This window comes from Streptomyces sp. NPDC044002, from assembly GCF_056434525.1.
Window position 1 is genome coordinate 1 of record NZ_JBWKEZ010000050.1, and the last position, 12,605, is coordinate 12,605.

11 protein-coding genes are annotated in these 12,605 nt (G+C 73.5%); 5 read left to right on the forward strand and 6 right to left on the reverse strand.

Features of this window, described 5'->3' with window-relative positions:
• Positions 1-47: 47 nt before the first annotated feature.
• The 6 genes from AC07A6_RS29730 to AC07A6_RS29755 are packed head-to-tail and all read right to left on the reverse strand — an operon-like array spanning position 48 to position 5,794.
• Complete coding sequence (locus tag AC07A6_RS29730; RefSeq protein WP_478779191.1) at positions 48-341, reverse strand: hypothetical protein; 294 nt, start codon at positions 339-341, stop codon at positions 48-50.
• A gap of 40 nt (positions 342-381) precedes the next feature.
• Positions 382-1,692 (reverse strand): DUF58 domain-containing protein, encoded by a 1,311-nt coding sequence (locus AC07A6_RS29735; RefSeq protein WP_478779192.1) that lies wholly within the window; start codon positions 1,690-1,692, stop codon positions 382-384.
• On the reverse strand, positions 1,692-2,654 hold the full coding sequence (locus tag AC07A6_RS29740) for an AAA family ATPase (protein WP_362471065.1): 963 nt from the start codon (positions 2,652-2,654) through the stop codon (positions 1,692-1,694). The genes AC07A6_RS29735 and AC07A6_RS29740 overlap by 1 nt, the downstream gene beginning before the upstream one ends.
• Positions 2,651-3,850 carry a DUF4350 domain-containing protein gene (locus tag AC07A6_RS29745; protein ID WP_386274380.1) on the reverse strand — a complete coding sequence of 400 codons (1,200 nt, stop codon included), beginning with the start codon at positions 3,848-3,850 and terminating at the stop codon, positions 2,651-2,653. Before AC07A6_RS29745 ends, AC07A6_RS29740 begins: the two co-directional genes overlap by 4 nt.
• Positions 3,847-4,509: a DUF4129 domain-containing protein gene (locus tag AC07A6_RS29750; RefSeq protein WP_478779193.1), complete on the reverse strand. Its 663-nt coding sequence runs from the start codon at positions 4,507-4,509 to the stop codon at positions 3,847-3,849. Before AC07A6_RS29750 ends, AC07A6_RS29745 begins: the two co-directional genes overlap by 4 nt.
• A 7-nt stretch (positions 4,510-4,516) precedes the next feature.
• Positions 4,517-5,794: a hypothetical protein gene (locus AC07A6_RS29755; protein WP_478779194.1), complete on the reverse strand. Its 1,278-nt coding sequence runs from the start codon at positions 5,792-5,794 to the stop codon at positions 4,517-4,519.
• Between the two features lie 251 nt (positions 5,795-6,045).
• Here AC07A6_RS29755 and mtrA point away from each other — a divergent pair, with 251 nt between their 5' ends.
• The 5 genes from mtrA to hpf all read left to right on the forward strand — a co-directional run bounded on the left by mtrA (position 6,046) and on the right by hpf (position 12,483).
• The gene (gene mtrA, locus AC07A6_RS29760; protein ID WP_007264442.1) at positions 6,046-6,735 is read left to right on the forward strand and encodes a two-component system response regulator MtrA; all 690 of its coding nucleotides are present in this window, start codon (positions 6,046-6,048) and stop codon (positions 6,733-6,735) included.
• Entirely contained in the window at positions 6,707-8,698 is a 1,992-nt protein-coding gene (gene mtrB / locus AC07A6_RS29765) for an MtrAB system histidine kinase MtrB (RefSeq protein ID WP_478779195.1), read from the forward strand. Before mtrA ends, mtrB begins: the two co-directional genes overlap by 29 nt.
• On the forward strand, positions 8,685-10,589 hold the full coding sequence (locus AC07A6_RS29770; RefSeq protein WP_478779196.1) for an LpqB family beta-propeller domain-containing protein: 1,905 nt from the start codon (positions 8,685-8,687) through the stop codon (positions 10,587-10,589). The genes mtrB and AC07A6_RS29770 overlap by 14 nt, the downstream gene beginning before the upstream one ends.
• 83 nt (positions 10,590-10,672) lie before the next feature.
• Positions 10,673-11,419: a ComF family protein gene (locus AC07A6_RS29775; protein ID WP_478779197.1), complete on the forward strand. Its 747-nt coding sequence runs from the start codon at positions 10,673-10,675 to the stop codon at positions 11,417-11,419.
• A 368-nt stretch (positions 11,420-11,787) separates the two neighbouring features.
• Positions 11,788-12,483, forward strand: coding sequence for a ribosome hibernation-promoting factor, HPF/YfiA family (gene hpf / locus AC07A6_RS29780; RefSeq protein ID WP_185911387.1), 696 nt, complete (start codon positions 11,788-11,790; stop codon positions 12,481-12,483).
• Positions 12,484-12,605: the final 122 nt, after the last annotated feature.

Consider the following 12,605-nt stretch of genomic DNA (forward strand, 5'->3'; position numbering starts at 1 on the left):
GGTACTGCAGGGGGGACCCTGTGGGAGAGTAGGACGCCGCCGAACAATCATTGTGGGAAAGCCCCGCACCTTCTGGTGCGGGGCTTTTCTGCGTTTACGGGCCGAACGGGCCGCAAAAGGCCCTGCTGCTTCACCAGTCGGCGGGGTAGGCCTTCAGGCTGCCCGTGTCGAGCGTCCACCGCGTTCAGGCCGTGTGGTGCCGTGGGGCTCACCATCGTGAGGAAGATCTGACCGTCGGTGGTCTGCACCTTCCACTGGTCTTCCTGGTGCTCGGCCAGTTCTGAGAGCTGCTCCGCGAAATCGTGCAGGCGGCGCATCTGCTCCGGAGTGAGGTCGGCCATGGTGTCCTCCTGGCGGGTGGCGGGTCCACCGTATCCAGGGTCAGAGACGGCCGGCGGCCTTCAGGGCGAGGTAGGTGTCCGCCAGGGCGGGGGCCAGGGTGTCGGGGGTGGCGTCGACGACGTGGACGCCGTGGCGGGTGAGCTGGTCCGCCGTGCGGCGGCGCTGGGACTGGGTCTGGGTGGCCGCGGCGGCCTCGTAGACGGAGTCCAGGGAGCCGCGGGCCGCGGCCATGGCGGCGATGTGGGGGTCGGCCACGGAGGCCAGGATGACCGTGTGGCGCTGCGTGAGCCGGGGGAGGAGCGGGAGGAGGCCCTCCTCGATGGGGGCCGCGTCCAGGCTCGTCAGGAGGACCACCAGGGAGCGGCGCGGGGCGCTGCGCAGGATGGTGGAGACCAGGGTGCGGGCGTCCGTCTCGACCAGTTCGGGTTCGAGGCCGGCCATGGCGTTGACGAAGGCCGGGAGGGTGTCGGCCGCCGAGCGGGCCTGGACCTGGGCGCGGGGGCGGCGGTCGTGGGCCAGGAGGTCGACGCGGTCGCCGGCGCGGGTGGCCAGGGCGGTCAGGAGCAGGGCCGCGTCCATGGCGGAGTCCAGGCGGGGGGCGTCGCCGACGCGGCCGGCCGAGGTGCGGCCGGTGTCGAGGCAGATCAGGATGTGGCGGTCGCGTTCGGGGCGCCAGGTGCGGACGGCGACCTTCTGCTGGCGGGCGGTGGCGCGCCAGTCGATGGAGCGGGTGTCGTCGCCGGGCACGTAGTCGCGGAGGCTGTCGAACTCGGTGCCCTCGCCGCGGGTCAGCAGGCTGGTGCGGCCGTCGAGTTCACGGAGCCGTGCGAGGCGGGACGGGAGGTGCTTGCGGCTGGTGAAGGGCGGCAGGACGCGGACCGTCCAGGGGACGTCGTGGTTGCCCTGGCGGGCGCAGAGGCCGAGCGGGCCGTACGAGCGGATGGTGACGAGCGCGGCCTTGCGGTCGCCGCGCCGGGTGGGGCGCAGGCGGGTCGTGACGCGGCGGCGTTCGCCGGCGGGGACGGTCAGGGTGTGGCGGGAGGCGTCCGTTTCGGTGCCGGGGTGCCAGCTGCTGGGGGGCCAGGCGTCGCGGATGCGGGCCCGCAGGGTGCGGGTGCCGGGGTTGGTGACGGTGAGGTCGACGTCGGCGGTGTCGCCGAGGCGGACTGCGGTGGCACCCGTTCGGGTGAGTTGCAGGCCGCGTACGGGGGCGGCGAGGGCGTAGTCGACCGCGCAGGCGAGGCCGATGGTGCCGTTGACGGCGAGGAGGCCCGTCCAGCTGGGTTCGAGGAGGCCTACGGGGAGGCTGCCGAGGGCCGCGAGCAGGGCGGCGCGTCCGGTGAGGGCCATCAGCGGGGGACGGGGACGTGGGTGAGGATCGCGGAGATGACGGAGTCGGCGGTGACGCCTTCCATCTCGGCTTCGGGGCGCAGCTGTACGCGGTGGCGCAGGGTGGGCAGGGCGAGGGCCTTGACGTCGTCGGGGGTGACGTAGTCGCGGCCGGTGAGCCAGGCCCAGGCGCGGGAGGTGGCGAGGAGGGCGGTCGCGCCGCGGGGGGAGACGCCGAGGGTGAGGGAGGGCGATTCGCGGGTGGCGCGGCAGAGGTCGACGACGTAGGCGGCGATCTCGGGGGAGACGGTGGTGTCCTCGACGGCCTTGCGGGCGGCTTCGAGTTCGCGGGCGCCGGCGACGGGGCGGATGCCGGCGGCGTGCAGGTCGCGGGGGTCGAAGCCGGCGGCGTGCCGGGTGAGGACGCCGATCTCGTCCTCGCGGGAGGGGAGGGGGACGGTCAGTTTGAGGAGGAAGCGGTCGAGCTGGGCTTCGGGGAGGGGGTAGGTGCCCTCGTACTCGACGGGGTTCATGGTGGCGGCGACGAGGAAGGGGTCGGGGAGCCGGCGCGGGGTGCCGTCGACGGTGACCTGGCGTTCCTCCATGGCTTCCAGGAGGGAGGACTGGGTCTTGGGGGGCGTGCGGTTGATCTCGTCGGCGAGGAGGAGGTTGGTGAAGACGGGGCCGTCCTGGAAGGAGAACTCGGCGGTGCGGGCGTCGTAGACGAGGGAGCCGGTGACGTCGCTCGGCATCAGGTCGGGGGTGAACTGGACGCGCTTGGTGTCGAGGTCGAGGGAGGCGGCGAGGGCGCGGACGAGGAGGGTCTTGGCGACTCCGGGGACGCCTTCGAGGAGGACGTGGCCGCGGCACAGGAGTGCGACGACGAGTCCGGTGACGGCGGAGTCCTGGCCGACCACGGCCTTGGAGATTTCGGTGCGGAGCGCTTCCAGGGAGGAGCGGGCGCTGTCCGTGGTGGCCGTCATGAGGTGCGGACCTCTCTTTCGAGGGCGTCGAGGTGGTCGGCGAGCGCGACGAGTGCCGCGTCGTCGGCTGGGGTGGTGCCGAAGAGGGTGGTGGCCGTGTCGGGTCCGGCGGCCCGGGGCCGTCGGGCGGCCACGGCGGGGACCAGGGTGGCGGGGTCGTGGGCCTGGGCGGGCGGTACGCCGACGAGTGCGGCGAGGCGTTCGCGGGCGGCGGCGCGCAGGACGGTGGCGGCGCGGTCGCGGGCGGAGGTCTTGCGGTAGAGGCGGGCGCGGCCCTCGGTGGTCTCGGAGGCGCGGATGGCGACGGGGAGGTTCTCGGTGACGAGGGGGCCGAGCCGGCGGGCGCGCCAGAGGGCGGCGAGGGCGGCGGCGGCGAAGAGCTGGAGCAGGGCCCAGAGCCAGCCGGAGGGGAGGAGGTCGAGGAGGCTCTTCTGGTCGGCGGGGGTGTCGGCGGGCATGTCCGCGAGGGTGGGGAGGTACCAGACGAGGTCGGGGCGGGAGCCGAGGAGCTGGAGGGCGAGGGAGGCGTTGCCCTCCTCGGCGAGGTGTTCGTTGAGGAGGAAGCGCTCGGAGCCGAGGAGGACGGTGTCGCCGCCCTTGGTGGTGCTGGGGAGTACGAGGACGGTGGGGTGGCCGTCGCTGGGGTAGCAGGCGGTGGCTCCGGGGTGGGTGGTGGTGTAGCGGAGGCCGTCGCCGGTGCCGGCGCGGCCGGCGGTGGTTGCTGCGGGGAGGGCGCAGGCGGGGTCGAGGTCGTCGCGGTGGGCGAAGGACCTCGTGTGGGTGGCGGGGGCCAGGTCGGGGAGGCTGAGGCTGCTGGGGGCGATGAGGACGGTGCGGCCGCCGGAGAGGTCGATGGCGGAGCGGATGGCGCGTCGCTGGGGTTCGCCGAGCAGGTCGGGGTCGGTGACGAGGAGGGTGGTGCGGGGGCCGGCAGCGGCGGCGGCTTCTTCGGCGCTGGTGACGACGCGGGTGGTGACGCCGCGTTCTCCCAGGAGCTGGGCGAGGGCGCGGCTGCCGTCGCGGTCGACGGAGCGGGGGTCGAGGCGGCCGTGGTGGTCGCCGGCCTGGAGTGCGGCGAGGGTGACGGCGGCGGCGAGGAGGATGCCGAGGCCGAGGAGGAGGCCGCGGGCGCGGGCCCAGCGCTGGGCGCCGGTGGGGGCGGTGGAGGTCGGGGCGGGGGCGCTGGGGCCGGTCATGCGGAGGGTCCCGTCAGGAGCGGCTTGGCGCGTTCCAGGGTGAGGTCGAGGGTGCGCAGGCGGGCGTAGGCGTCGGCGTCGGCGGTGCGGCCGCCGTAGGTGACGTCGTCGAAGGCGCGGGCGGCGGCGTGCAGGTCGGCGGCGTGCGCGGGGAGGGTGAGGGCGGCTTCGGCGGCGGCCTCGTCGGCGGTGCGGCCGGGGCGGGGGTCGAGGAGGGTGCGTTCCTCCAGGGCGCGGACGAGGGCGCGCATGCGTTCCTGGACGGCGTCGTTCCAGCGGCCGGCGGCGGCGTGGGCGTCGGCCGCGGTGCGGTGGTCGGCGGCGCTGCGGGGGCCTTCGGTGAAGAGGGCGGCGGTGCTGGTGGCGGTGCGGCGGGGGGTGCCGAGCCGCCACCAGAGGGCGGCGATGACGAGGAGGACCAGTACGGCGATGGTGAGCAGGCCGGTCCAGCCGCCGGGGGTGGCTCCGGAGGCGCGGTCGAAGAAGTCCCCCAGCCACTCCCAGAAGCGGTCCAGGGCGCGCTGGAGCAGCCCGGGCTCGTCCTGGTGGTAGGCGGGCTTGGCCAGCTCGCGTTCGGCCGCCTCGCGGGCTGCGTCGCGCGGGGTGGTCAGTGGTGGTGTGTCGCCTCCGGCGATGGTGATGAGTCCCCCCGTGCTCATCGGCGTGTCAGCCTCCGGGTCGTTCGGCGGTGGTGGTGCCGTAGCCGTGGAGGCCGGCGGCGCGGGCGAGCTCCAGGTCGAGGGCTTCGCGGCGGATGCGCTGGTCGATGTAGAGGAGGGTGGTGACGCCCGTCTGCATCGGGACGGTGACGGTGGCGCCTACGACGCCGCCGATCGCGCTGATGAGGAGGAAGGACCAGCTGAGGGCGGCGGTGCCGTCCAGCAAGCCGGAGAGGCCCTCGGGGGACACGATCAGGGCGATGCCGGCGAAGGGCATCACGATCACCATGGCGGTGATGGTGCGGATCAGCCAGATCAGCAGGCTGATGCCGAAGATCCGCCACCAGGAGCCCTTGACCAGCTTCGCGGACCGCTTGAGGGCGGCGACGGCCGAGCCGCGTTCCAGCATCAGTGCGGGCGGGGCCAGCACGAAGGCGACGTAGAACCAGGCGAGGAGGACGAGGCCGACGGGGATGCCGAGGGCGGTCAGTGCGGCGCTGCCGGTGAGGATGCCGGGGAGGAGCGGGAGGAGGACGGCGGCGACGGCGCCCAGGAGCAGCAGGCCGGTGAGGGCGAGCATGCGCGCGGTGAGCGGTCGTACGGCCTTGAGGGTGTCGGAGAGGGTGGAGGCCTGGCCGAGGACCGCGCGGCTGACGACGGGTGCGAGCAGGGCGGTGACGAGGATCAGCCCGAGGATCTCCAGGAAGTACTGGGAGGCGTAGACCACGGCGGTGTCGCCCATGAGGTCGACGGCCTGGGAGGGGGTGAGGTTCTCGTCGGCGGTGGGGAGGTCGTTCAGCCAGGTGCGCTGGATGAGGAGCAGGGCGATCTGGGTGAGGGCGGCGACGACGAGGCTGATGGTGAGGACGGAGCGCCAGTGGCCGCGCAGGGTGCCGACGGCGCCGTCGAGGATCTCGCCGAGGCCCAGGGGGCGCAGCGGGATGATGCCGGGCTTGGCGGCGGGCGGGGTGCTGCCCCAGCCGCCGGGGTACTGGTAGGGGCTGCCGGGCCGGGTGCCCCATCCGGCGGCCTGCGGCTGTGCGGGCGGGGCGGCGGGCTGCGGGGTCTGGCCGGGTGCGGGGCTGGACCACTGGCCGGGCGGCGGCTGGGCGGCGGACCACTTGGCGTCGGCGGCGGGGCCGGGGGCCTGGGAGGGTGTGGTGCCCGTGGTGCCCTCGCCGGAGGCGGGGCCGGTGCCGGACGGCTGAGCGGCCGGCCGGTCGGCGTCGGAGCCCTGGCCGTCGGACGGGGATCCGGGCGCGGCCCAGCCCGGAGAGTCAGTCATCGTCGCTCCTTCACGTGCACCTGCCGTGGCGGGCGCGCTGGTCGGCTGCCATCGTGCCATGGGGGCGCTCGGATCGGTCGGGCCGTCCCCGGATCACCGGTTGCCCCCCGGATCCCGCGCCGCTCGCCCTTCAATTGTCGCGCGGATCCGGGGCAGACTGGTCGTCCTGATCTCCACGCAGGTCCGAGGGGCGATTTCCAGCCCTTTTGGCTGTGGGGCAGCTCACCGCCGGGTAACGATTAGCTAATGGGATGATGTCAACCATGAAGGGACGCGTCCTCGTCGTCGACGACGACACCGCGCTGGCCGAGATGCTCGGCATTGTGCTGCGTGGAGAAGGTTTTGAGCCGTCGTTCGTAGCGGACGGTGACAAGGCACTGGCTGCCTTCCGGGAGGCGAAGCCGGACCTCGTGCTGCTCGACCTCATGCTGCCCGGACGGGACGGCATAGAGGTGTGCAGGCTGATCCGCGCCGAGTCGGGCGTGCCGATCGTCATGCTCACCGCCAAGAGCGACACCGTGGACGTCGTGGTCGGCCTGGAGTCCGGCGCCGACGACTACATCGTCAAGCCGTTCAAGCCGAAGGAGCTGGTGGCCCGCATCCGGGCCCGCCTGCGCCGGTCGGAGGAGCCCGCGCCCGAGCAGCTCGTCATCGGTGACCTGGTCATCGACGTCGCCGGCCACTCGGTCAAGCGCGACGGCGCCTCCATCGCACTCACCCCGCTGGAGTTCGACCTGCTGGTCGCGCTCGCCCGCAAGCCCTGGCAGGTCTTCACCCGCGAGGTGCTGCTGGAGCAGGTCTGGGGCTACCGGCACGCGGCGGACACCCGCCTGGTCAACGTGCACGTGCAGCGGCTCCGCTCCAAGGTCGAGAAGGATCCGGAGCGCCCCGAGATCGTCGTGACGGTGCGCGGTGTCGGCTACAAGGCCGGACCCAGCTGAGGTGCCGCCCGGCAAGTCCCGGGGCGGCTCCTGGCGGGGAGTCCTGCGGGGCGGCCGGCAGCTCCGTCACATAACCGACGGAGCACCCGGCGGCCCCCTCCTGCGGCTGTTCGTACGCCTCGTACGCCGGCCGCTGCTTCCGGCTGTCCGCATCTGGCGGCGCAACATCCAGCTCCGGGTGGTCGCCGCCACCCTGCTGATGTCGCTCGCCGTGGTCCTCGCGCTCGGCTTCGTCGTCATCGCCCAGGTCTCCAAGGGGCTCCTCGACGCCAAGGAGGAGGCCGCCCAGAGCCAGGCCGCCGGAGGGTTCGCGGTCGCACAGGAGAAGGCCAACACGCCCTTCGCCGTCGACGGCCCCGACGCCACCGACAACAAGGTCGGCCGGGACGCCAGCACCTGGATGAACTCGCTCGTCAAGCAGCTCGCCAGCGGCGGCCAGACCGCCTTCGAGGTGGTCGCCCTCGGCGCCGGCACGGGCACCGGCGAGCAGACCGCGCCCGGAGCCCAGGGCGTCAAGGGCGCCCGCGCCTCCGGCAACGTCGACCCGACCGCGAGCGTCCCGCTCACGCTGCGCCGCTCCGTCAACCACGCCACCGGCACCTTCAAGACCTTCTGGCAGATCCGGTACACCGCCGGGGCCGGGGAGAAGACCCCGGAGCCGGCGCTGGTCATCGGCAAGCGGCTCACCGACATCAACGGCGACCCGTACGACCTGTACTACCTCTTCCCGCTCACCCAGGAGGAGGAGTCCCTCAACCTGGTCAAGGTCACCATCGCCACGGCCGGGGTGTTCGTGGTCGTGCTGCTCGGCGCCATCGCCTGGCTCGTGGTGCGCCAGGTCGTCACTCCGGTCCGGATGGCCGCCGGCATCGCCGAGCGGCTCTCGGCCGGGCGGCTCCAGGAGCGGATGAAGGTCACCGGCGAGGACGACATCGCCCGTCTGGGCGAGGCGTTCAACAAGATGGCCCAGAACCTCCAGCTCAAGATCCAGCAGCTGGAGGACCTGTCCCGGTTGCAGCGCCGGTTCGTCTCGGACGTCTCGCACGAGCTGCGCACCCCGCTGACGACCGTCCGCATGGCCGCCGACGTCATCCACGACGCCCGCGTCGACTTCGACCCGGTCACCGCGCGCTCCGCCGAACTGCTCGCCGGACAGCTCGACCGCTTCGAGTCGCTCCTCTCCGACCTGCTGGAGATCAGCCGCTTCGACGCGGGCGCCGCCGACCTCCAGGCCGAGCCCATCGACCTGCGGGACGTCGTACGCCGCGTCATCGACGGCGCCGAACCGCTCGCCGAGCACAAGGGCACCCGGATCCGGGTCCTCGGCGACACCCAGCCCGTCATAGCCGAGGCCGACGCCCGCCGCGTGGAGCGGGTGCTGCGCAACCTCGTCGTCAACGCCGTCGAGCACGGCGAGGGCCGCGACGTCGTGGTCCGCCTCGCCTCGGCCGGCGGGGCCGTCGCCGTCGCCGTCCGCGACTACGGCGTCGGGCTCAAGCCCGGCGAGGCCACCCGCGTCTTCAACCGCTTCTGGCGGGCCGACCCCGCCCGGGCGCGCACCACCGGCGGCACCGGCCTCGGCCTGTCCATCGCCGTCGAGGACGCCCGCCTGCACGGCGGCTGGCTCCAGGCCTGGGGCGAGCCCGGCGGAGGCTCCCAGTTCCGCCTCACCCTGCCCCGCACCGCCGACGAGCCCCTGCGCGGATCCCCGATCCCGCTGGAGCCCGAGGACTCCCGCGGCAACCGGGCCCGCGCCGCGGCCGAGGCCGCCGGGCCCGGCAGCCACCCCGACGGGCGCACCGAGCGCACCGAGCGCGACCCGATACCGCCGAGGCCGGCGGTCACCACCGCCCTGCCGGTGCCCGCCGACCCCACGGCGCTGCCCGGCAACGGCTCCCGCGTCGTGGCCAGGCCCGCCGACCAGAGCGCAGCACAGGAGGATGGATCCGGTGGAGGACGCTGAGCGCGCGTCGGCAGGCGGCCGGGGCGCACCGGGCTCACCGGGCGTACGGAGCGCACTGAGCGCACGGACCCGGGCGGCCGGGCGGCACCGGGGCAGCCTGGTGGCGCTGGCCCTGGGGGCCGTCGGCCTGCTGGTCGGCGGCTGCGCCTCCATGCCCGACCGCGGCGAGATCCGCCGGGTGGAGGCCTCGCAGGGCGTCGACTCGCAGGTCCGCGTCTTCGGCGTGCCGCCGGCCGACAAGGCCAGCCCCGCCGACATCGTCGACGGCTTCCTCGAAGCCATGACCAGCGACGACCCGCAGCTGGCGACGGCCCGCAAGTACCTCACCCAGAGCGCCGCGGCGAACTGGCGGCCCGGCTCGGCCGTCACCGTGCTCTCCGCCGGCCTCGGCCGGGTCCCCGCACCGGGCGACAAGGAGAAGGAGTCCGAGGAACCGCGCTGGAAGATCTTCGGCAAGAAGCTCGCGACCGTGGACGAGCGCAGCGCCTACCAGCCGGAGACCGGCGGCGGACGCTACGAGGAGTACCTCCAGCTGGTCCAGGTCAACAAGCAGTGGCGGATCGCGACCCCGCCCAGCAGCCTGGTCCTGAGCGAGTCCGACTTCCAGCGCATCTACAAGCCCGTCAACAAGTACTACTTCGCGGGCAACACCCTCGTCGCCGACCCGGTGTACGTGCGCCAGCGCACCGACCCCGACTCCCGCATGGACCCGACCACGCAGACCGTGCAGTCCCTGCTGGCCGGCCCGTCCAAGTGGCTCGGCCCGGTCGTCTCCACCGCGTTCCCCACCGGCAGCGAACTGCGCGAGGGCACCAAGTCCCTCTCGTACGACGGCCAGAACACCCTGCGCGTCCCGCTCAACAAGAGCGCCGTGGAGGTCGCGCAGCTGCAGTGCCAGAAGATGGCCACCCAACTCCTCTACACCGTGCGGGACCTGACGACCTCCAAGCTGGACCGGGTCGAACTGCTCAAGTCCGACGGCAAGTCCTCGCTGTGCTGGGTCACCGGCTCGACCGCGGCGGCCATCGCCAACCGGCCGCCGTCGCCGGAGCACCAGTACTACGTGGACAAGGACGCCAGGCTCGTCCGGATGATGCTCGACGCCAACAGCGAGCAGCAGCAGGACAAGCCGGAGCCGGCCCCCGGCCCGCTGGCCACCGCCGCCGGTTTCAAGGTGGGTTCGGCGGCCGTGACGTACGACGAGAAGCGTGCCGCGGTCGTCTCCGAGGACGGGCACAACCTCTTCGTGGTGACGCTGACGACGGCGGGCCCCATGCCGCAGCAGCCGCTGCTGACCAGCAAGTCGGGGAAGCTCACCGCGCCCAGCTGGGACGCGCAGGGCGACCTGTGGATCGCCGACCTCGACCCGCAGACCCAGGGCCTGTGGCGGGTGCCCGCCGGTACCGGCACCCCGCAGAAGGTGGACGTCGCCGGTCTCGACGGCGGGAAGATCAGCGGGCTGAAGGCCTCCTCTGACGGGGTGCGCATCGCGCTCCTGGTGGAGAAGGACGGCACCCGCAAGAACCTGTTCATCGGGCGGATCGAGCGGCCCGAGGGCAAGGGGGACTCCCCCCGGATCTCGGTGCGCGAGCTGCGCCCGGCGGCCCCGCAGATGGCGGAGGTGACGGCGATGAGCTGGGCGCCGCGCGGCCGGCTGCTGGTGGTGGGCCGGGAGAGCGGCGGCGTGGACCAGGCCCGCTACATGCTGTCCGACGGGTCGATGGTCGCCGCGAGCCTGCCCGGCGCGACGGGGCTGAGCGCGATCGCGGCCTCGGAGGACGAGGGCAAGCCGGTGGTGGGCTTCGGTGAGGACGGCATCGTGTGGCTGCCGTCGGGCGCGCAGTGGCGCACGGTCGCGGCGGGCGGCCGGCTGCCGGTCTACCCGGGCTGAGGGCCGGCACCTCCGGCGCGGGTTTCCGGCGCGGGTTTTCCACAGGGGTCGCGGGCCCGCGTCCGGCGCGGCAGGGTGGATGCGTGCGGGAGTGGTGGCGTGAGCTGGCCGGGCTGGTCCTGCCGGCGGACTGCGCCGGCTGCGGGGCCGCCCGCGTGGTGCTGTGCGGGGCGTGCCGGGGCGCCCTGAGCGGTACGGGTGCGGGCCGGGTGCGTCCCGCGGCGCGGCGGGCGGGTCCGGCGGGGCTGCCCGCGGTGTACGCGGCGGCCCGGTACGAGGACGCCGTACGGGCGGTCGTGCTGGCCCACAAGGAGCGCGGGGCGCTGCCCCTGGCCGGCCCGCTCGGGGCGGCCCTGGCGGCGGCGGTGGCCCGCGCGGCCGGGACCGGCGGCGGGGCCGCGGGCGGGGCGGAGCTCGTGCTGGTGCCGGTGCCCTCCGCGCGGCGGGCGGTGCGGGCGCGCGGGCACGACCCGGCGCGGCGGATCGCCCTGGCCGCGTCCGGGCGGCTGCGCGGGGCCGGTGCGGCCGCGCGCGTGGCGCCCGTGCTGCGGCTGCGGCGGGCCGTCGCGGACCAGGCGGGCCTGGGGGCCCGGGAGCGCCGGGAGAACTTGGCGGGGGCCCTGGAGGTGCGTCCGGGCGGGGCCGCGCCGGCGGCGGGGGCTCGGATCGTGCTGGTGGACGACGTGATCACCACCGGAGCCACGCTGGCGGAGGCGGCGAGGGCGTTGCGCGCGGCGGGTCTGCGGGCGGAGGCTGCTGCCGTGGTGGCCGCTCCGGCCGGTTCCTTCGCGCCGAACGGCGGCAACCCGGACAGGGCAAAAATCTTGTGAATAGATTTGGAACCACTGGGGAATGCGCATCGTTGCAGGTAGTAAGAGGGAAGACCCACCTGATCGGAGGTACGTTTCGGTAGCGGGTGCCGACAACCGGCTTTGAGAGATATGTTCGGTTGTGAGGAACTGGCGAACCTTCGGCCCCGGGTATCGGAGCAGCAGTCCGTCTGTTAATTGGAATCTTCGTGTGCAGTACCTGTGAGGGGGGCTCTCTCTACTCCGAAGTCGGTGGGATGTAGATCTTGCCGATGGGGGAGGAGGAGGTGAAAGTCGCCAAGTCCGAGGCTCCGGTGTTCACCGGAGCCTGGTGCGAAAGGGAGACGCTCCGCCGCCCAGAGCGGGGGTCTCCGGGAACGGAGTTCTGCGTGGACATCGTCGTCAAGGGCCGCAAGACCGAGGTGCCCGAGCGGTTCCGCAAGCACGTGGCCGAGAAGCTGAATCCGGAGCGGATCCAGAAGCTCGACGCCAAGGTGATCAGCTTGGACGTCGAGGTGTCCAAGGAGCACAACCCGCGCCAGGCCGACCGTTCCGACCGCGTGGAGATCACCCTGCACTCGCGGGGCCCGGTGATCCGGGCCGAGGCCGCCGCCGCCGACCCGTACGCGGCACTCGACCTGGCACAGGACAAGCTGGAGGCCCGGCTGCGCAAGCAGCACGACAAGCGCTTCACCCGCCGTGGCACCGGACGGCTCTCGGCGGCCGAGGTCGCCGACCACGTGGCCGGCGTCGCAACCCTCAACAGCAACGGCGAGCCGGTCTACGAGGACATGGAGGAAGGGGTCCCGGTCAAGCGGATCGGTTCCCTGGAGGTGCAGGGCGAAGGCCCGCTCATCGTCCGCGAGAAGACCCACTCGGCACGGCCGATGTCGCTCGACCAGGCTCTGTACGAAATGGAACTGGTCGGCCACGACTTCTATCTGTTCGTCGACTCCGAGACCAAGATGCCCAGCGTCGTCTACCGGCGCCACGCCTACGACTACGGCGTCATCCACGTCGACCCCGACGGGGCGTCCAGCTCGGAGCCCTCGGGAGCGGGCGCGGGCGGCGCGCTCGGAGGCTGAAATTCAACCATTGCCCCTGCGGAACGCACGGCGTTCCGCAGGGGCACCTGTATGACTCGTATGAGCCATATGGATTCCGCCAGCACCCCGTCCCGTAGCGCGGGCATGGAATCATGTCGGGC